The following is a 20,222-nucleotide window of genomic DNA, read 5'->3' as shown; positions in this document are numbered from 1 at the left end:
GCGGGGCAACGGTGGTTCAGGCGGGCAGGGGCTGCTTCAGGCACGCCTCGAGGACCTGGTCGAGGTACTGCGCCGAGGTGTTGAGCCGCACGAAGGTGCCGAGGGCTATCTCGCGGCCGGCGGCGGCGTCGCGCGCGACGACCGGCCCGATGACGTTCTTGTACCAGCCGGCCGCGTGGTGGGCGTCGATGTTGATGTGGATGTCGTGGTAGACCTTGCCCTCCGGCGGGAGCCCGAGGCGGTCCCATGCGGTGACCAACTGGCGGAAGCGCCGGGGGGCGAGGAACTCGGTGACGCCGTAGTAGCCGATGGCGCGCAGGTAGTGCCGGCGGCTGAGCGCGAGGCCGGCCGAGATGTTGCCGCATTCCCTGGCGACCGGCAGCAGATTCGACTCGACGTAGTCCTGGTCGACGCCGATCGAGGTGAGGCACTGGGAGAAGAGCGTCGTATGGACGTCGGCGAACTCGCCGTTGCCCATCTCGTCCCAGTAGTTGGCCGCGATCTCCATCTTCTCGGCGCCGGTCGCACCGAACTGCATGACGGCGAGGATGTCGTCGAAGCGCGGATCCAGGGAGGTCTCCTGGGCCAGCAGGAAGCGTATGTCCTCGACGGTCGCCGAGTTCGTCAGGTGCTCGGAGTACATCGGGTGGGCGCTCGCCGGGTGGTCCTGGATGAGGGCCTTGAGCCAGCGCACGTACTCCTTCTCGCCGCTGGGAAAGCCGCTCAGCAGCTCCTCGGGCACCTGCCGGAACTCATGGTCCAGCATGGCGTTCTCGAGGATGCTCGTGACGTCCCGCAGGACCGGCTGGGGGTCCTGGTCGGGGTTGCGGGCCGAGGACTGGCTGAACTCGTAGGCGTAGATGACCGCGAGTACGTCGTGCAGGTGTGCGCGCGCCGCGGCGTCGCGGCCGCGGAAGGCCAGGTCCGCGAGCCGCCGGCACTCCCCGGCCAGTTCGGCGCGGTGGACGTAGTCGTCGACGAGCTCGTGCCATTTCCCGAAGGTCGCCGAGGTGAGCGCCGCCGTGAAATCGGCCAGGAGCGGGAAGTCGTTCTGCTGCCGATCAGACATGTCGGGGTTCCTCTCGGTCGTCATTTTTTCGGTCCGCCGACAGGGCTCCGGCTATTCCCTTTAGCGAAACGCCGAATACGTTTTCAGCTTCGATTGATGCCAGCCTAGCCAGAGGTGGTACGCGCGGTCCAAGTTCAGTTGTTTATCGCGCTCATAAATAGATTTGTTCACCGTGCGAACACGCGGCCAAGGGCGTTTAGCAAAAGGATTGCACCAACGCCGGCAGGGCCGTCTTTGCCCCGTGGCCGGCCGGCGCTGACGCTCGCTTCGCCCTTGTCAGTGGTGCGTCTGATTGATGATGCCGACGGCGGCGGTGAGTTCGGCTGTGGTGGTGTCTTCGCCGGTCCCGATGACCCAGGTCCCACCACTGTTCAGGTAGGCGATTGCCCGGCCGTCGGGCAGTTTGTGCGCTGTGGCCGCGGTGATGGTGAGTTTCAGGTCGAGCTGGGTGAGTGCGTCGGCGAATGCGGGCAGCGGCGCGGTCCCGGTCAGGGGTATTTCTTTGTCGTTGCCGTCGAGGCTGACCGTCACGGAGGTCGGCGTGTGGTCGAGGAGTCGCAGCCGGCCGGGGACGGGTGTGTACGCCGTGTCGAGAAGCTCACGCAGTTGTCGGGGGCTCAGTTCGCCGCCTTGGCGGTCCGTGACCTGCTGGACCAGGACGGCGAAGTCCGCGCGGAGCTGCTGGGGCAGGTGCAGTCCGTAGGAGTCGTTGAGCACGAACGCCACACCGCCCTTGCCGGACTGCGAGTTGACCCGGACGACCGGTTCGTACTCGCGGCCGACATCGCTGGGGTCGATCGGCAGGTAAGGCACCTGCCAGTGCTCGTCGCGCAGGTCGTAGCCGCTTGAGCCGGCCCCGTCGGCGAGTGCCGAGATCCCCTTGCTGATGGCGTCCTGGTGGCCGCCGGAGAAGGCGGTGAAGACGAGCTCGCCGCCCCAGGGGTGGCGTTCGTGCACCGGCAGTGCCGTGCATTCCTCCACGACCCGGCGGACCTCGCCCAGGTCGGAGAAGTCGATCTCGGGGTCGACGCCGCGGCTGAACAGGTTCATGCCCAGCGTGACGAGGCAGACGTTGCCGGTGCGTTCACCGTTGCCGAACAGACAGCCCTCGATGCGGTCCGCGCCGGCGGCGAGGCCGAGTTCGGCGGCGGCGACGGCGGTGCCGCGGTCGTTGTGCGGGTGCAGCGAGAGGATGACCGAGTCGCGCCGCTCCAGATTGCGGCTCATCCACTCGATCGAGTCGGCGTACGTGTTCGGGGTGGTCATCTCCACCGTGGCCGGCAGGCATATCGTGGCCGGGCGCTGCGGGGTGGGCTGCCAGACGTCGAGGACCGCGTTGCAGACCTCGGCCGCGAAGCCCGGCTCGGTGCCGGTGAACGACTCCGGCGAATACTGCAGGCGCACGTCGGCACCGGTCAGCGACTCGGCGGCCGCGGCGAGACGGCGGGCCGACGCGACGGCGAGTTCGCGGATCTGCGCCCGCTCCTGACGGAAGACCACCCGGCGCTGCAGCTCGGAGGTCGGGTTGTAGATGTGCAAGGTCACCTTGCGCGCCCCGGCCACGGCCTCGACCGTGCGGTCGATGAGCTCGGGCCGGCACGGCGAGAGGACCTGGAGGCGGACGTCGTCCGGGACGGCGTCGCTCTCGATGATCTCCCGGATGAACGTGAGATCGGTCGCGCTGGCCGCGGGGAAGCCGGCCTCGATCTCCTTGTAGCCCATCCGCACGAGCAGGTGGAAGAAGCGGTGCTTGCGGGCCGGGTCCATCGGCACGGCGAGGGCCTGGTTTCCGTCGCGCAGATCGACCGAGCACCACAGCGGGGCACGGGTGATCGTCCGGTCCGGCCAGGTCCGGTCCGGCAGCAGAACTGGTTCGACCTCCTCGGCGTACGAGCGGTAGCGGTGAGCCGGCATGGGGCTCGGGCGCTGCTCGTTCCAGACCGGACGGGCCGCGAATTCGTTCGTCATGGACACTCCTCGCGCATAAATTGCAAAGCATGCTAGCCATCGATGCAGTGGCCATCCAGGAAACTGCGCAGAAGCGAAGTAGGGGAATAGGAGGGGCCATTGCGCTTTATGGCAACGGCGTTGACACCACTTCTTTTGCGCCGCAATACTCACCACCGTTCCGCATCTGCGGCATGATGACGAACGGAGAGAAGACGTGGCGCAAACGTTTGAGATCAAGGGAAACGACCTCTGGGACCCGACCACGTTCGACGCGCTGCGTCGTCAGCTGATCCCGTCGTTCGACCTGATCTACGAGGCCGCGGTGCGCACCGTCGCGGCGACCGTGCCGGCCGCGCCACGGGTACTCGACCTCGGCGCCGGCACCGGCCTGCTGAGCGCGGCGATCCTGCGTGAACTCCCCGAGGCGAACGTGGTGCTTGTCGACCGCTCGGAACTGATGCTTACGCAGGCCCGCAGCCGTTTCGCCAGCCAGGAAGGGGTCACGGTGCAGACCGGCGACCTGACCGACCAGCTGCCGGAAGGACAGTTCGACGCGGTCGTCTCCGGTCTCGCGATCCACCACCTGAGCCACACCGACAAGCGCCGGCTGTTCCAGCGCATTCGCGACGCGCTGCGCCCCGGTGGCGTCTTTGTCAACGTCGAACAGGTGCAGGGCCCGCTGCCGCACCTGGAATCCCTCTACGACAGCCAGCACGAACTGCACGTGGTCCGTGAGCAGGCGCCCGCGCACGAATGGGCGGCCGGCCGCGAGCGGATGAAATTCGACGTCTGCATCGACCTGGAAACCCAATTGCAGTGGCTGCGCGACGCCGGATTCCGCAGCGTCGACTGCCTCGCCAAGGACTTCCGCTTCGCCACCTATGCGGGCTGGGTCTCTTAATGACAGCGCTCTACAAAGCAATTCGTGAGATCGCGCGACGCCGACCGGACGCGATCGCGGTCGAGACCACGGCCGGCGAGCGCACCTCGTACACCGAACTGCTCGCGCAGGCCGACCGGATCACGGTCGGCCTGCGCGCCCGCGGAGTCACCGAGGGCCGTGTGGTCGTCTGCTCGGGCCTGGCCAACGACGCCTCCTACATCGCCTTCCTGCTCGGACTCTGCGCGGCCGGTGCCGCCTATGTCCCGCTGCTCGCCGACTTCGACGCCACCGCCGTGGCCCGTGCCTTGCGGATGACGGAACCCGCGCTGTGGGTCGGCCCCGGGAATCACCACCGCGCCGGCGTCACTCTGCCCCGCGTGGAGCTCGCCGAGCTGCAGACCGCCGTCGCCCCGGCCGGCGCGGCGCCGGAGGGACGGGCGTTCGCGCCGGGGACCTTCCGCATGCTGTGGACCTCCGGCTCGACGAAGGCGCCCAAGCTCGTCACCTGGCGCCAGGAGCCCTTCGTTCGCGAGCGCCGGCGCTGGATCGCCCACATCGAAGCGACCGAGCGCGACGCGTTCTTCTGCAGACACACCCTTGACGTGGCGCACGCGACCGACCTGCACGCCTTCGCGGCGCTGCTCGCCGGCGCCCGCCTGATCCTCGCCGACCCGGGCGCGGAACCCGCGACGCTGCTGTCGCAGCTGGCCGCGACCGGTGCCACGTACACCAGCATGCTGCCCAATCACTACGAGGACCTGATCGCGGCCGCCGCGCAGCAGCCCGGCGCCGATCTCTCCCGGCTGCGCCGCCCGATGTGCGGCGGCGCGTACGCGAGCCCGGCCCTCATCGCCACTGCTGCCGATGTCCTCGGCATCCACATCCGCCACATCTACGGCTCGACCGAGTTCGGCCTCGCCCTGGGCAACATGGCGGACGAGGTGCAGACCGTCGGCGGTATGCACGAGGTCGCGGGCGTTCGCGCCCGTCTGGAGGCGCTCGACGGGTACGACCGGGACGACCTCGGCCATCTGGTGCTCACCTCCGACTGCACCAGCAACGGCTACCTGGACGACGACGAGGCCAATGCGGCCACCTTCCGTGGCCCCGACTTCTGGACCGGCGACGTCGCCCAGCGCCTGGACGACGGCAGCCTCCGCCTGCTCGGGCGCGTCACCGACCTGCTGCTGGCCACGGACGGTCCGATGGCCGCTCCCTTCCTCGACGAACTCATCGCCGGGCAATGCCCGGTTGCCGAGTCCGTCAGCCTCGCCGCCGACACGGACACCCTGAGCAACCGCGTGCTCGTGGTGCTGCGCGCGGCACCGGGGACCTCCGACGACGACGCCGTCACCGCTGTCGACAAGCTCCTCGCCTCGCACGGGCTGACCGGTGCGGTCCTGGCGTTCGACCGGATCCCCCGCACCGTCGTCGGCAAGGCCGACCGCGCGCTGCTGCGCCGTCGCTACATCCCGGCCTCGAGTTCCTCCTGACGCACTCGCCGTCGGCGACATGCTCTGAAAGGGCGAGTCATGACCCGGAAAACCCTGGTGGACAAGATCTGGGACCTGCACGTCGTGGAGCCCGGGGCGTCCGACCTCATCTACATCGATCTGCACCTGCTGCACGAGGTCAGTTCGCCGCAGGCGTTCGCCGGGTTGCGCGAGGCCGGTCGCACGGTACGCCGCCCCGCCCTCGCGGTCGCCACCTCCGACCACGACGTCCCGACCGACGGACGCGAGCTGCCGTCGGACGCGGGAGCCGCCAAGCAGTTGCAGGTGCTCGCCGACAACTGCCGCGACAACGACATCGAGCTGCACCCGGTGGGCAGCCCGGGGCAGGGCATCGTGCATGTGATCGGCCCGCAGATGGGGCTCACCCGGCCCGGCACGACCATCGTCTGCGGTGACAGCCACACCGCCACCCACGGCGCGTTCGGCGCCATCGCGTTCGGCATCGGCACCAGCGAGATCGAGCACGTCCTCGCCACGCAGACCCTGCGGGCCCGACGACCGGAATCCATGGCCGTCACGGTCACCGGCGAACTCCCGCCCGGTGCCACCGCCAAAGACCTCGCACTCGGCATCCTCGCTGCAGGCGGCACGGACGCGGGCACGGGAACGCTCATCGAGTTCCGGGGCCCCGCCGTACGCGCGCTGTCCATGGAAGGGCGGATGACGCTGTGCAACATGGCTGTCGAGATGGGCGCGCGCAGTGGTCTGATCGCTCCCGACGAGACCACGTTCGCGTACCTGAAGGGCCGCCCCCGTGCCCCGCGTGGTGATCTGTGGGACGAAGCCGTCGCCGCATGGCGGACGTTGCGCAGCGACACGGACGCGGTCTTCGGCCGGGAACTGGTCGTCGACGCGGGTGCCACGGTGCCGCGGGTGACCTGGGGCACGAACCCCGGGCAGAGCGTACCGGTCGACGGCGTGGTCCCCGACCCCGCCGCCAGCGCAGATCCCGGAGAGCGGGCCGCCGCCGAGCGCGCCCTCACCTACATGGACCTGCGTCCCGGCACCCCGATGCGCGACGTCGGCATCGATGTGGTCTTCATCGGTTCCTGCACCAACAGCCGGATCGAGGACCTGCGCGCCGCGGCCGACGTGCTGCACGGGCGGCGCGTGGCCGACGGCGTACGCGGCCTGGTCGTCCCCGGCTCGATGCTCGTGCGTCACCAGGCCGAACAGGAAGGGCTGGACCGGGTCTTCACCGCGGCCGGCTTCGAATGGCGCATGCCGGGCTGCTCGATGTGCGTCGGCATCAACGGCGACACCGTCGCGCCGGGTCAGCGCTGCGCGTCGACCTCCAACCGCAACTTCGAGGGCCGGCAGGGCGCCGGGGCCCGGACGCATCTCGTGTCCCCCGCCACGGCCGCCGCCACCGCCGTTGCCGGACGTTTCGCCACGCCGGCCGATCTGTAGGGAGCAGCCGTATGGAACCGCTCATCCGCGTCACCGGCCGTGGGGTGCCCCTGGACCGGCCCAACGTCGACACCGACCAGATCATCCCGGCCGCGTGGCTGAAGAACACCACCCGCACCGGTTACGCCGAGGGCCTCTTCGAACAGTGGCGCCGCGACCCGGACTTCATCCTCAACCGGCCCGAGCGTGCCGGAGCGGCGATCTTGGTCAGCGGCCCGAACTTCGGCTGCGGTTCGTCGCGTGAGCACGCGCCGTGGGCGCTGCACGAGTGGGGTTTCCGGGCGGTGATCGCGCCGGGCTTCGCGGACATCTTCCGCAACAACATGCCCAACGCCGGGCTGGTCCCCGTCTGGTGCGAGCCGGCGGCAGCCGCCGCCCTGATGACCGCCACCACTGCCGACGCCGCCGCTGAGATCAGCGTCGACGTGGCTGAGCGAACGGTCACCTGCGAGGCTGCGGGGGTCCGGGCGGCGCCGTTCCGACTCGACGACGACGCCCGCGACAGGCTCGTCGCGGGGCTGACCCAGCTGGAGGTGACGCTGCGCGCCACCGACCGGATCACGGCGTACGAGCGGACTCGCGCCGCCTGGTCGGACGTCTCCGCGTGAGGGGGCGGCGGGTCTGACTCGCCGCGACCACCGCCGTCCTGGTCGGCGCGGAGGGCGGCGGTCGCGGATGGACGGGGACGGATGGCTTCCTTCTCCTTCTTCTTCCGCAGAGAGTCCGCCGTCAGCTGGAGCTGCATGACGTGAGCGCTCCCGGTGTCCGTCACTGCGCGGCAGACGCTGGCCCACATAAGCCATTCCAACCCGGCCGCCGAATCAGCTGTTCGGGCGCGGGCGGACTGCTGGCTGGGCGGCTGGCTCACGGGAGCCGAGGCGCAGAATCGGGGTCGGAACCGGCTCGCTCACCGTGGCCGAGCCCGCGCGGACGCGGGAGGCATGATTGCGGAGATCAAGGTAGGAGACCTGCTCCGCGTAGACCGCACGGTGCCGTACTGGCCTGGTCGGAAGCAACGACCAGGGCGAGCGTCACCGTCGCCGAGCTGGTCCGACGCACCGGCGAGCTGGCGCTGGCCATCGGCGGTTCCTTGGAGCGGAGGCGGGAAGTGGCTGGCACACCGTCTTGACACGACCGCCCCGGGACTCAGCACGCGCCTGCACCACGGTCTACACGAGGTGCCGAGCGGGCGGGTGGAGCCCCTCGTGACCGTTGTGGAAGAGGTGCTCGAACAGGCCGGCGGCCGGTTGTGGGTCGGCTACCGGCGTGCCGGCACTCCTTGAACGATCGTGCACGGCGGACGCGGCCAGCGCCCAATCGGCTTCACCGACTTGACCACTTGACCACTTGACCCGCAACTGTGAGCGAGAAGCTCGGTGGCCCAAGCCACCAGTCGCGGGCACCGGATCTCAGGAGGGCAGGGCTCCGTCGAGGTAGTCCTGCACGGGCTCGAACAGCCCGGCGGGCACATACTGAGGGATCTCTCCACGGGTCACCCAGGCAAGTTCGGCCAGTTCGTCGGGGGCGGCGATGTGGGCCGTGCCACTCACTACATCGCAGGCGACGTACGACATCAGCCGGCCCGTCTCCGGATGAACTCGCTCGCCGAGCGACGTCACAGCCGCTACAGCCAGGCCGGTCTCCTCCTGCGTTTCACGCACGGCCGCGTCTTCTCGAGTCTCACCAGGTTCGACCTTGCCGGCCGGAAACTGCCAGGAGAGCGAGCCTTCGCTGACACGGCGACGCACCATCAGTACGCGTCCCCTGTGAACGATGACGGCTGCGGCTACGCCCGGCTGTTCCGCCACAACGCCTGTTCCTCCAAGGCTTCGGATCACTTGGTGGCGAGCAACATCCGAGTCTCCTCGGCGCACCCCCATGACAGTGTGGCGCCGACGCCCCCCGTGCCCATAGTTGTGTACGACCACGGTGCCGTCCTCCCACCAGTCGCTCTCCACACGGATCGTGGCGCGGGTCGGCCGAGCGCCGATCCGGTGCTCCAGGACGCGGGCCTCGGCGAGGCGGGGTTCGACCTCGGCACAGCGGGCGAGGATGCCGGCGGCCGCCTTGTCGTCGGGGGCCAGGTCGCCCTCGCCGTCGATCGCTGTGAGTTGACGATCACCGAAGCCGCACCGGCATCCGCGAGCGAGGCCGGCCGTCGCCGCTCGCCCGCTCCCCCGGCATCGTGCAGCCGCCGGCGCATGAGGTGGTCCAGGTAAATGGGCATGTCGATCAGAGGCACCGTGAATCGGTAGCCCCCGATCTCCGCGAGCGCGCGGCTCAGACGGCTCGCGACAGCCGGCGAGTGGCCGCCTTCGCGAATCAGCAGCCCGATTGCCCGGAACTGGGCACCCCCCATAGGGGAGATGACGCGCCCCTCCGTGCTCGTCGCCGAGCAGTTGCAGCATGAACAGCTGTTGCTGCACCTGGTCCACGAGCGGATCGGCGCCCAGCGTGCCCCTTCCGTGCCCGACAGACCGGGAAACCACGCGACCCCGGAGCAGCAGACCCGCCCCGCCGGGCGGGACGCGGCCAAACCTCCCCGCCCAATGTGGTCACGGAGTGGGTCCGAGGCCTGTCTGCAGCCGTCGGCGGTCGGGCCGGCCGACGGCGTCCGCGTCGGTCAGCGGGTGCGGAAACTGCTGGTGTACACGTCCGTACGGTTCTGTGGAGCGCCGGAGTGGGTCTCGGTGAGCACCGCCCGTACTCCCTTGCCGTCTGCCACCAGGCCTTGGTAGTCGCCGAGGAAATAGCCCCCGGAGAACGGCGCCTGCAGCCAGTCGAAGACCCGCGAGATCCGTCGTTCGGTCCGGAGCTTCGGGTTTCCGTGCCGCAGCTTGGCCAGTTGGTAGGCGGTGGGCAGGGTGGTGGTGTTGCCGGGCTTGAGGAAGCGCAGGTCGTAGTAGGTGAGCGCGACCGTGCCCCGCTCGGCGACCGCGATCGACGGTGAGAAGGCCGGAACGCCCTTGGGGCTGATCAGGTCCGGGGTCCCCCAGGTGCGTCCGCCGTCGGTGGACCGCACGAGCTGGACGGAGTCGAACTTTCCACCGGAGAAGTCCGAGCCCTCGTAGGCCATGTACAGCGTGCCTGTCCTGGGGTCGACGGCGGGGCTCGGCAGGGTGGCCCCGGCGCGCAGCAGTTTGGTGGGGTCGTTCGGGTCGACCTCCGGTACGGAGGTGTCCCGGGCCACGGTGACCGGGGCGCTCCAGGTCTCTCCGGCGTCGGTCGAGGTGACCATCGCGTAGTGGGCTTCGACGACGGTGCTCAGGTCGTCGGAGAAGGTGATCGTGTCGAAGAAGTCGTACAGGGTGCCGGTGCGCCGGTCGACGACGATCAGATGGCCGATGGTGTGGGTGTTGGGCACGGTGCTGGTGTCGACGAACGGCCGGGCCTTGCTCCAGGTGCGGCCGCCGTCGCGGGTGAGGGAGATGTAGCCCGGACCGTCGAGGGAGCTGGGGCCGGGAGGGTCATTGTCGAGACGGTCCCAGACCTGGTACGCGGTGCCCTTGCGGATCGGGTCGGCGGTGAGGGAGGGCTTGTCGTTGAAGAACGGCTGCTCGTCGACGTGCGTGGTGGTGAGGTTCCGCCAGGTGCGGCCGCCGTCGCGGGACGTGGCGGCCAGGAGGGCGCTGCGTGTGCTCCTCGTGAAGTCGATGCCCTCTCCGCCGGCGTAGACGGTACCGTCCGGTCCGGTGCTCACCCAGGGGTCGGAGGCCCGTTCGTAGTCCGCGCCGCCGGGGGCGCACAGGCTGAACGGCAGTGTGCTCCGATGGAAGGTGTGGCCGTCCCTGGTCCAGCCGGCCGCCAGGCCGCGGGCGCCGCCGTCGTTCCAGCGGTCCTGCTGGAACACGGTGACCACGCGCTTGGGGTCGCGCGGATCGACGGACAGGTACGGCTCGACCTCGGTGCCCGGGTAGACGATGCTGTCGGGGGACCTCGCTCCGATGGTGCACTTCGCGTACGGGTCGCCGTGGGACACCTTGACCAGTGGTGTGCCGTAGGGGTTCCGGTCTGCTGCGGCCGGAGTCGTGCCGGTGACCGTGACGAGCAGGAGCGCGGCGGTGGTGATGGCGGTCAGGGGCAGGAAGGCGCGCATGCGGGATCTCCTCCGGGCCTGTCGGCCGGGGTACGGGACCGCCGTCATCAGGGCGGCCTGGGGCGCGGAGGGGTACCGGAACGCGAGGGTGGGGCGACTCCGCTTGGTCCTTTTCGGCGTTGCAGCCGGTGCCCTTGATGGGCCGAACGACGGAGTCGTCCCCGGGGTCGTCGACGAGCACGGCGGAGCCGACCGGCGGGTGCACCGTGCCGGTCGGCTCCTTGGTCGTGCTGTTACGGCGCCGTCTCGTAGGTCCCCGGAGAGGGCCGTGGGCCGCGTGACGGTCGGCGATGCCTGCGGGGTGGGCCTTGGCTCAGACGGGTTGGTGGAGCGCGATGACCTGCTGGACCTCTTCCACGGTGGGGATGAGTCAGGGCATCGGCAAAGGGCCACCTCAATACGGGCAACGGCGCGATCATCGCCCACGCCAGAAGGAAGGCTCCGTCACCGTCGGCACATCCAGGCTCGAGGCCGGCGGGACTGCTCGTTCTTCTGCGCCTGTTCAGGACCTGCCGAGTGTCAACAACGCTCGTGGTCAGTACAGCTGGGAAATCCGAAATCAATGCGGCCAGGAAATGCGAACGACCTCGTCGGTCGCTGTATGAGGACATGGCCGAGGCCGTTCAGGACGGCGGCGAGCGCGGTGTTCAGGACGGCGCGGACCGTCTCGAAGCGGTGACGGCCTTGGCTTCGAGACGGTCGGCGTCCACCCTCGCGAGTGCCGCGGTGTCGAGACGGGGGCGGGCGATCCACCCGACGGTGGACCGGGTGCCGTCACCCCACACCCACCGCGCCGGGTGCACCGGCCGGACTGGTTGCCCAGCCGTGCGCCGACCGGTCAAGTGATCGCCTGCCTGGTCCCGTCAGGCAGCGTGCAGGTGGAGCCGGCGTAGGGGTTTGAAACGATCTGTCCGCCGGCGGCCGTGCAGTCGTCTCTGGAGATGTTCGGAGACGAGGCGGCCCCGGCGCCGGGCCCGGCCCGACTGGCGGGCCAGCCGGGCGGCCCGCAGCGCCGACGGCGCTCACGCCGGCAAGGGTTGCCGCGGCCAGGGCGAGGCCCAGGATTCTTCGCATACGCATGACTTCCTCCTCCTCTCAGGCGCCTTCGTTCGGCCTTCGGGAAGGACAAGTCTCAAGACGACGGCGCCCTCTTACTCAGCATGGGCGCTCCGCATGAGGCCCGCGAGGCGAGGCTGGGCGCCGCGCCCGGGCGGTGACTGCCCGGCCCCGGAGAGGCATGACGTCAGCGACCTCGACCGGCCGCATCGGTACGCCGCGTGCGCATCGGTACGAGCGGGACGACGTCGATGTCCTTGGCGTCGAGACTGCCCACCGGGGCCGCGTTGTGTCCGGGCAGCCCGGGGGTTGAGGAGGAGACGGGCCGTACCTGCCTACGACCGGTGCCGGCGGGCGGCTGCCCCGCGCGGTCCTCTAACGCGGTTCGTGGGCCGCCGCCCGGCAGGCACCGGTCGCGGCGCCGCCCGCCACTCCGGCCCCGGTCAGCCCGGTCACACAACTCTGCAGGTCTCCGACCACGCCACGGCCGCAGGCCGCTGTGACGGAGTCGGCAGCGGTGGCACCGGCCAGTTCGGCCATCCGTGTGCAGGCGGGGATGTCCGCCCGGACCGCGGGAGCGGCGAGGACCGCACCACCGAGGGTGAGGGTCAGGCCGGTGAGGGCACCGGCGATACGGGTCGACGTGCGCATGGGACGCACCTGCCTTCCGGGTTGGTCGCGCGGTCCTGCTCCCGGCGGGCCGGATCCACGCGGCAAGGCCGCCTGGCGACGCTCGGTGAGTGGTGCCCCGGCCGGCGGGCTCACAGACTGACCGCACGATTCCGCGTCGCATCCAGTGAGCCGCACCGGGACATGGTCGCCAGGCCGAAAGAGAGGGCCCCGGACCGGATGAGACACACTCGGACCTCCACTCGCGGGCCCCTCACTCCAGCGTCGCATCCTCTCCCCCGCCCGTCCTGGGCATCCGGGGGCGGCCGCGCTGAGTAACTGCTATTGCGCGAAGCGCGGTAGCCGGCCCGCCCGGCCGACCAGGTGGAGCGGACGGCCCAGCGTCCCGCCCGGCCCGTCCTCTGCACACCGCCGGGCCGGCTCGGCCGGGGAGGCGGCCGGCCTTCGCTTCCCCGCGAGGTGCTGGGCCGCCACTGCGGTGGCACTTCACGGCGAGCGCCGATGGGAGGCCAAGGTGTCGCCGGGGAGAGCGAAGCCCGGCAGGGCCGTGAGGGCGGCGCGGCCCATGCCGGTCTCCGGCATGTCGCCACACCGGACCGGGACACTGTGGGCGCGGGCGCTGTCGCGGGTACGGCGGACCCGCGTCGACGTGGGGCGCGCCTTCGCAGACCCCCTGCCCCCGCCGGTCGACGAGGGGCTGTACATCTTGGGCACGGTGAACAGATCCTGCCTCGCAACCGCCGTCGGGCTCCTCCGCGCTGGCAGAGCCCAACTGGCCGACAACTTGGCCGTGATGAGTATCGAACCCATCATCGACGAGCATCTACCCGAGAACTGGTTGCCGGCTCGGCCTGGCCGCTGCCCTTTCCTCTTGGGCCCACAAGGTCAGCCGACGGACGAGGACATCTGTCCCAGGTGGCTCGTGCGCGAGATAAAGCGACACAACGTCCGAAGCACGGATCCGCAACGGCGGCGAATCCGTTGGCCGACGACACCTGTCTGTCAGCACTGCAACAACACGTGGATGTCGGCCCTGGAGAACGACGCAAAGGACATCCTCATCCCGATGCTCGATGAGGTGCGATCACTCGATGAGCACGCCCACGGCCGACTCGCCCTGTGGGCCGCCAAGATGGCTGTCCTCATGGACGCGGTGGGCGGCAACACCGTTCCGTACAAAGTCGGCCAGGGTTTGGAGAATCATCGCCGGCCACATCACGGCATGCGGGTGTGGATCGCCGCCTACCACGACCCCGATCCCCTGGCTCTGGTGTCACGTCCGATCTACATCCCTCAGCCTGGCGGAACGGGTGAGGCCAGAGCCTTCACAAGACCCCAGGGCTAGACCGTGCGGAGATCGTCGACCACTGTCAAGGGGCACCCACGCGGCCGGACAAGCATGGGTGCGTGGCGGACTACGTGAGTGGACACGGCGGCGATGTGTGCAGTCGTGATGACGCCACCGAGTCGACCCACGAGTCAGACATCATGAACCTGAAGGCGGCTCTCCGGCCGCCGTCGGCCGGCCATCGCGGCGCCGTGCCCATAGCGCGCCCTCAAGAGCGGTCAACCACGGTCGACAAAAACAGCAGGTCAGGAGCTCTTAGTGACCGGTTCAAGGATCGCCACGCACTCCACGTGATGCGTCAAGGGAAACACGTCACCAGGGGCGGGAGCCAACATAACCGCAGGCCACCCTAGGCTCTCGGCTGCCCTGAACAGCCCGGCGGCCTCCCAGAGCGTCAAACGAGCGTCATGAACAGCCACAGCAGCGGTCCTGCCGAGCCGAACCAGCGAGGTCTTCCAGCAGCACATCAGCCACCAGCTCCTCGACCGCAGCGGTACCGTGCTCGGTCATGGCCTGAACCAAATCCGGATCCCATGGTGCTTCGGTGACGCGGCCGGGCTCGGGGCCGTGTGAGGTGCGGGCGACCGCCGCACGGTAGTCCGCCGCCGCCATACGCCAGGAACGTGCCGGTGTCTTGTCCAGGACGTACGCGGCAATGCGGATTCCTTCCCCGTCGAAGTCGCCGTGATAGCGGAGACCAGCGCCGTTGTCCGCGAGCATGCGCAAGAGCTGGATCGCCGCGCTGTTGGGCCAGCCGGACCTGCAGGCGAGAGGCGGGCAGCCAGTGCCGAAGCGGCGTAGAGCCAGGGCCAGGATGCTGGGGTTCTCCACGGCGTGGACGACGGGTGCCGGTTCCATGGGCAGGTCAACATCATGCACCAGAAGATCGCGGTGATCGACGAACGCACGGTGAAGATCGGCAGCCTCAACACCCTGTCTCAATCGTGGACCCGAGAGGTCATGGTGACGATGCGGGGCGGCCACTTCGCCCGCATGCTGCTGGAGCACGAGCACGCCGATCTCCTCACCAGCCCGCCGAAGTGCGCCCGCTGCGGCGGCACGAGTATCGAGCTACGCCGCCGCATGAACGGCACCTGGTTCTGGCGCTGCTATGACGCCATCTGCAAGACGGGGCCGAAGGGCCGGAGCATGGCTGGAACGCGGACATACTGATCGACAGGGCAAGGCGCTGAAGAACCCGGCGGTCCATCCCCCGGAGCCTTGGGCGCCGACACCGTGAGGTGGGGTATCGGCCACGTCGACCACATCACCTTGAGCGTGTCGTGGGACAGCAGGGTGCGGAGTGTGCCGCAGGCACACTCCGCTGGACCTTTGAGTATGCCGTCCTGGGACGTTGGTGATATGCGTGCCGGGTGCTGAAGAGGCGAGGCCCGACCTCGTTGTGGTCGTGCGTTGGCGGCGCGGAAGACGGCTCTGGGCAGCACCACCCTGAACCTCTGTAACGGCTATGCTACTTCGCCAACACTCGAACCTGTGTTGGATCATTACTGGAACCGAGGCCGAGCTCGCGGCCTCGTGTGTGGAGGATGAATTTCACCATGGGAGCGACTGAGCACGGATCGACGCAGATGCAGCTCAATCACGTGCCTACCGACCCGAGCAGCACGGCCAATCCTCCCGGCTTGCCCGGTGGACAGAAGGACTTGGCGTCGTCGCCCGCGGAGAAGAAGGCCGCAGCCAAGGCCATCGAGGACCACATCGAGCCGGAGACGAAGAAGGCCGGTGACTGGGCGGATGAGCAGACCGACGCTGTGGTGAAGGAGTTCGGGGCCCGGGACGGCGGCGGCTGGGTGGCGTCCGGTGCTATCAAGAAGGCTCACAAGACGTGGGGCGATCAGGTGCAAGCCCTGATGAACAGGCTCGGGTCGGAGAAGTCCGCGTTGCACAGCACCAACAGCCTGTTCCAGACCACTGACTTCGGGGTGCGTACGCAAGTCCGTGCCTCGTCGTCACTCGACAAGTTCTGAGCACTGGAAGTCCGGCGCCCTTTCTTGTTGCTGACCGATCACATGGAAGAGAACCATGCCCACGTATCACGAGATCATGAGTACGGATCTGTCGAAGCTGACCACCGCGGCCGAGCGGTGGGACGGCATGGCAAAGGAGTTCTCAGACCGCGAGGGCGACTACAGAAGAGACGTCCACGGAATCACCCTTGGGCCCGCTTGGGCCGGACAGAGCGCCGACGCCGCAAACAAACGGTTCGACATCACGCTCAAGGAGTTCCAGTCAGCACAGACGGAAGCAAAGGCGATAGCCGGCTTGTTCCGCGACGCGCACACCAACCTGACCGACTTGGTGGGCAAGTTGAAGACCGCCCGCACAGAGGCCGTCGAAGCCAAGATGAAGGTGTCGGACCAGGGAGTGGTGACCTACGACTACGCCCAGGTTCCGGAGGGCGAACGCAATGCGTTGCACCACGACCCCGACTACCAGGCGAGCGTACACAAGGCGGTCAGCTCCTGGCAGAACCGTATCGACGGCGCGGTGAGGGCCATATCGGATGCCGACGAAGGCATCGAGATCGCCTTCAAGGCGGTCGTGCAGGACTCGGACATCATGGACGGCACCGCCGGGACCGGCTTCAACGGTCACGCACAGGGTGACATCGAGAAGTACGAGGCGGCGAAGGCGGTGGACATCGCCACCCGTCTCAACAACGGTGACAAGGTCTCGGCGGCCGACCTGGCCGAGCTACGCCGCTCCTTCCGGGACAACTCCGACGACAAGGCGTTCAGTCAGACCCTGCTGAAGGACCTCGGCCCCGACGGGACCATCAAGCTCACCAACTCCCTGAACGACCGGGCGTACGACTCGGACAAGAAGCACAAGGCCCAGTACCTGGAGTTGCAGGGCGGGCTCGCCGACACTCTCGCGACGGCCACCGACGTCCCCGCGTCGGTCAAGAACATGCCGCCCGGCTCCAAGGCGCTCGACCAGTGGCTCGCCAGTGACGACGGTCGCTTCTACAAACAGTGGACCGACGGGCTCGACACGTACGGAGCCAAGAACTACGGCTCGAAGACCAATCCACTGTACGGGTATCAGTCACTGGCCAGCATGATGGAGCACAGCGACAAGAAGTACGACGACCAATTCCTGTACCAGGTTACCGACGACATGATTTCGGCGGAGAAGAAGCATCCGGGAATCTTCACCGAGTGGGGGCCCGGGCACGACGGGATCCGGGCCGACGCCATCGACACCACGCTCGGCGTCATGAGCAGGAATCCCGCCGCTGCCACCGAGTTCTTCGACCCGGCGGGCAACGGGTCAGGGTCCGACCACGTGGGAAACAACCACCTTCAGTACCTCGCCGGCAGCGGAGACGACACCCGGGACTGGCCCAAGCACGTGATCACAGGCGTTTCGGTGACGGAGATGGACGATCCGCTGAGCCGCACGGGGTTGGCCGACGCCCTGCAGGCGGGAGCCACCGGCCACGTCCCGTACACCGACAAGCAGGAGCCGTTGCCGTCTTACACGCACACGCCTGAGCAGACCCGCGTGATGGACGGGATCCTCAAAACACTGGACCAGGGCACATCGACCGAGGTCCACAAGAACCTTCAGGTGCCCATCGCGCAGGCCATCGCCGAGTACACCCCGGACACCCACGAAATTCTGGGCGGGCTCGACGGTGACTACGCAACGCACATGAAGGACGGCTACTTCATGGATTCCAAGCACTCCGACAGGGCCCACCTGTCCACGCCGATCGACTCGCTGCTGCATGTCATGCGCGGTGTATCCGAGGACCCTGACGCCTACGCGACGATGGACAAGGCCGAATCGCGGTACATCAACGCCGAGTTGGACAAGCTGCCGCCGGGGGCCTCCGGCTATTCCGAGAGCAATCCGCTGGCGAAGTCGGGGGCTGCCCTCGGCGCCTACGACGCGATCCGGGAAGACGTGCTGAACGACGAACGCACGGGTGCTTACAGCGAGGCCGACTGGAAATCGAAGATCGCTTACCACATCATCGGCGGAGCGGTCACACCCATGGTGATCCCCACGGCCGGCGGGTCCATCGCCGTGGGCGACGGTCTGCAGCGAGGTGTCGACACCGTGGCATGGGTCTGGGGCAACGACATGAAGGCTGACGCCGACGCCACAGCGAACGAGGGCATCAATGACCGGTACCTGGACACCAACACACGTATGCAGATCATGGTCGACGGCTGGGGCAGGGAGCGTTACGACATGGACACCCAGGAAGGAAAGGATCACGTCCAAGGGCTGACCAAGGAGATGCGCCAGGGGCACACCACCGGGGTGACCGACGCTCGGGCGTATCTCACCGACACGACCAACTGACCACTCGAATGGAAAAGACAGATCCCATGGTTCCCCCCGCATCTCCTGAGACGCCGGCTGCGCCGGCACGCCCCAAGGGGCGAGGCCGAAGCGTCCTGCCTTGGCTGGCCGTCGGGGCGCTGGTCGTGGCCGCCGTCGGCGCGGGGGCGTGGTGGTGGACGCAGTCCGATGAAGCCGACGGACAAGTCAGCTGCTCGACGCTGCTGGCCGATGCCCGGATCGAAGACGCCCTCGGGTCCTCCTTCCGGGAGGACATGTCCTGTTCCGAGCTCGGCGGGGCCATGAAGAAGGCCGCCGCCGGAAACGAGGCCGGGGTCCATACCGAGACGCAGGCCCAGGCCATGCGAGACATCCTGCAGTCCGCCGACGACGCCCTGACCACATCCGGGCAGAAGTCGATCGAGCCCCCTCTCCGCCTTCCCCTCGCGCAACTGATCGCGGACTACACGCCCGACACGTACGAGATCTTCAAAGCCCTGGATGCCGACTATGTGAAACACGCCTCGGACGACGAACCCTGGTCCGACGCCTCCGGCGTGCACATGGCGGTCTGGGACGACACCCTCATCCGGGTCACCCGAGCCGTGGCCGACAGCCCGGATGCGTATGCGTACGTCAGAGATGCGCAGACACGGCACGCGGCTCGCGTTCTGGCCGGCATCCCGCGCTCGGCGGACGGCGTGACCCTCACGACGCCCGCCGCAGGAAACGCCGCGGCACTCGGCGTACTCGACGCGGTTGCCCAGGATGTCGCCCAGGGCACTTCCTCGCAGGCCGCGACGGAGTGGAACAAGGACGTCATCGCGGCGTTGAAGCGGTCGGCACCGAATCCCGCAGCGAGCTACAGCTCCGACCCGGCTGGCTACATCCGCGGCACCTGGGTGGCTCAACTGAGTCCCGCCACGACGGCGGTCGCGCCCAAGGAATTCACCGAACAGGGCGTGCAGTTGCTGGACATCTGGGCCAAGGGCCGCGCAGACGGCTTCAAGCCTTCGGGGAGTCTCCGGAAGGACTGCCGCAACAGCCAGTCCGAGAGGTACGGGGACACGTTGGACGTGCTGAAGAAGCAAGCGCGGGAGGGCTGACTCCCGGCCCGTCGACCGGGACCAGGTCCCTTCGGCGGGCACGACGACGCCCGATCCGAAACTCCACGCCTTCCCCCCGACAACAAAGATCCCGTCACGCGTGTCGATGCCATCGCCCCGTCAACGCCGGTGCCCGCGGCAGCACTTGGCCGGTTCTTCAGGACCGTCCGCGCCCCAGTGAAGCTTCCCCTTGATGTGGGACACCTGGAGACTGGGACGTGAGAGGCGTTCAACGAGCAGCTACTCTTGCTCCAACAAGCCGGTGTTGCAACGACCGGTTGAGTCCAAGGAGTACACCTCTGACGAACTCCGCTGGGAAATAGCCAGGTTGGGGCTGCGGCAGAGCATGGGGCGAACCGGCTCGTGCTTCGACAGTGCCGCCACAGAGAGCTTCTTCGCACTGCTCAAAGAGGAGATCGGCATCCGCCGCTGGCCCGACCGGACCACTGCCCGCGCGGAGATCTTCGCCTTCATCGAGACTTTCTACGACCGCGGGACGACTGCGGAAGCATCCGGCCTGGGGGTACCTCACCCCGCGGGAGACCCGACAACGACACGAGCAAGAACACGCCCTCGCAGCGTAAGCAACGAGCGTCCAGCACCACGGGGACAGTTCACCGAGACCCTCGCCCACGAGACCGGAACGCGCCGGGCTCAGCCCGCGAGCCGCGCGCACAGGTCCGGCCTCGCTACCAGTGCGCCGGCCACTCCGGTGGTCGCGGCCGACAGAGCCGCCAGCCGTTCACGCTGATCACGTGTCCCGGCTGTGTGCAGGGGCGAGGTTCATCCGTGCGGGTGAACCGTTTGGAATCTCAGCCTCTACGCGCTGCCGGGCACGGCCGT

At 68.5% G+C, this 20,222-nt stretch carries 15 protein-coding genes and 2 pseudogenes; 10 read left to right on the top strand and 7 right to left on the bottom strand.

What is annotated here, in order from left to right:
* Window positions 1-16 precede the first annotated feature (16 nt).
* Window positions 17-1,069, bottom strand: a complete 1,053-nt coding sequence (locus ACIRU3_RS08895) for an iron-containing redox enzyme family protein (protein ID WP_404053472.1) — start codon at window positions 1,067-1,069, stop codon at window positions 17-19.
* Between the two features lie 276 nt (window positions 1,070-1,345).
* Window positions 1,346-3,037, bottom strand: a complete 1,692-nt coding sequence (locus ACIRU3_RS08890) for a 2-isopropylmalate synthase (RefSeq protein WP_404053469.1) — start codon at window positions 3,035-3,037, stop codon at window positions 1,346-1,348.
* 196 nt (window positions 3,038-3,233) lie between these two features.
* Between ACIRU3_RS08890 and ACIRU3_RS08885 the strand changes: the two genes are divergently transcribed.
* The 5 genes and pseudogenes from ACIRU3_RS08885 to ACIRU3_RS08865 form a co-directional block, all read left to right on the top strand.
* Entirely contained in the window at window positions 3,234-3,920 is a 687-nt protein-coding gene (locus tag ACIRU3_RS08885) for a class I SAM-dependent methyltransferase (RefSeq protein WP_404053467.1), read from the top strand.
* Window positions 3,920-5,395: a class I adenylate-forming enzyme family protein gene (locus ACIRU3_RS08880; protein ID WP_404053464.1), complete on the top strand. Its 1,476-nt coding sequence runs from the start codon at window positions 3,920-3,922 to the stop codon at window positions 5,393-5,395. Before ACIRU3_RS08885 ends, ACIRU3_RS08880 begins: the two co-directional genes overlap by 1 nt.
* A 39-nt stretch (window positions 5,396-5,434) precedes the next feature.
* A complete protein-coding gene (leuC, locus tag ACIRU3_RS08875; protein WP_404053461.1) occupies window positions 5,435-6,826 on the top strand; it encodes a 3-isopropylmalate dehydratase large subunit in 1,392 nt (463 codons plus the stop codon).
* Window positions 6,827-6,837: 11 nt separating this feature from the next.
* The gene (leuD, locus tag ACIRU3_RS08870; RefSeq protein WP_404053458.1) at window positions 6,838-7,434 is read left to right on the top strand and encodes a 3-isopropylmalate dehydratase small subunit; all 597 of its coding nucleotides are present in this window, start codon (window positions 6,838-6,840) and stop codon (window positions 7,432-7,434) included.
* 394 nt (window positions 7,435-7,828) lie between these two features.
* Window positions 7,829-8,109: pseudogene (locus ACIRU3_RS08865) on the top strand (nucleotidyltransferase domain-containing protein); the annotation flags it as partial.
* A gap of 126 nt (window positions 8,110-8,235) precedes the next feature.
* On the opposite strand, the gene ACIRU3_RS08860 reads toward ACIRU3_RS08865, so the two are convergent.
* From ACIRU3_RS08860 to ACIRU3_RS08845, 4 genes and pseudogenes are all read right to left on the bottom strand, one after another.
* Window positions 8,236-8,634, bottom strand: coding sequence for an NUDIX hydrolase (locus ACIRU3_RS08860; RefSeq protein WP_404053455.1), 399 nt, complete (start codon window positions 8,632-8,634; stop codon window positions 8,236-8,238).
* Window positions 8,635-8,660: 26 nt separating this feature from the next.
* Window positions 8,661-9,083: pseudogene (locus tag ACIRU3_RS08855) on the bottom strand (FAD-dependent oxidoreductase); the annotation flags it as partial.
* 366 nt (window positions 9,084-9,449) lie between these two features.
* A complete protein-coding gene (locus tag ACIRU3_RS08850; RefSeq protein ID WP_404053453.1) occupies window positions 9,450-10,922 on the bottom strand; it encodes a sialidase family protein in 1,473 nt (490 codons plus the stop codon).
* 1,431 nt (window positions 10,923-12,353) lie between these two features.
* The gene (locus tag ACIRU3_RS08845) at window positions 12,354-12,629 is read right to left on the bottom strand and encodes a hypothetical protein (protein ID WP_404053450.1); all 276 of its coding nucleotides are present in this window, start codon (window positions 12,627-12,629) and stop codon (window positions 12,354-12,356) included.
* A 1,003-nt stretch (window positions 12,630-13,632) separates the two neighbouring features.
* Between ACIRU3_RS08845 and ACIRU3_RS08840 the strand changes: the two genes are divergently transcribed.
* A complete protein-coding gene (locus tag ACIRU3_RS08840) occupies window positions 13,633-13,953 on the top strand; it encodes a hypothetical protein (protein WP_404053448.1) in 321 nt (106 codons plus the stop codon).
* 408 nt (window positions 13,954-14,361) lie between these two features.
* On the opposite strand, the gene ACIRU3_RS08835 is transcribed toward ACIRU3_RS08840, so the two are convergent.
* Window positions 14,362-14,787, bottom strand: a complete 426-nt coding sequence (locus ACIRU3_RS08835; protein ID WP_404053445.1) for a DUF2399 domain-containing protein — start codon at window positions 14,785-14,787, stop codon at window positions 14,362-14,364.
* A 42-nt stretch (window positions 14,788-14,829) separates the two neighbouring features.
* Between ACIRU3_RS08835 and ACIRU3_RS08830 the strand changes: the two genes are divergently transcribed.
* From ACIRU3_RS08830 to ACIRU3_RS08815, 4 genes are all read left to right on the top strand, one after another.
* Window positions 14,830-15,129: a hypothetical protein gene (locus tag ACIRU3_RS08830; RefSeq protein ID WP_404053442.1), complete on the top strand. Its 300-nt coding sequence runs from the start codon at window positions 14,830-14,832 to the stop codon at window positions 15,127-15,129.
* Window positions 15,130-15,515: 386 nt separating this feature from the next.
* Window positions 15,516-15,944: a hypothetical protein gene (locus ACIRU3_RS08825; RefSeq protein WP_404053439.1), complete on the top strand. Its 429-nt coding sequence runs from the start codon at window positions 15,516-15,518 to the stop codon at window positions 15,942-15,944.
* 55 nt (window positions 15,945-15,999) lie between these two features.
* The gene (locus ACIRU3_RS08820; RefSeq protein WP_404053436.1) at window positions 16,000-18,294 is read left to right on the top strand and encodes a hypothetical protein; all 2,295 of its coding nucleotides are present in this window, start codon (window positions 16,000-16,002) and stop codon (window positions 18,292-18,294) included.
* A 125-nt stretch (window positions 18,295-18,419) separates the two neighbouring features.
* The gene (locus ACIRU3_RS08815; RefSeq protein WP_404053433.1) at window positions 18,420-19,379 is read left to right on the top strand and encodes a hypothetical protein; all 960 of its coding nucleotides are present in this window, start codon (window positions 18,420-18,422) and stop codon (window positions 19,377-19,379) included.
* Window positions 19,380-20,222 lie beyond the last annotated feature (843 nt).

The organism is Streptomyces sp. NPDC101151 (assembly GCF_044768335.1).
GTDB lineage: Bacteria > Actinomycetota > Actinomycetes > Streptomycetales > Streptomycetaceae > Streptomyces.
Note: the sequence above shows the minus strand (reverse complement) of the source record. Positions and strands in the feature narration are given on the sequence as shown.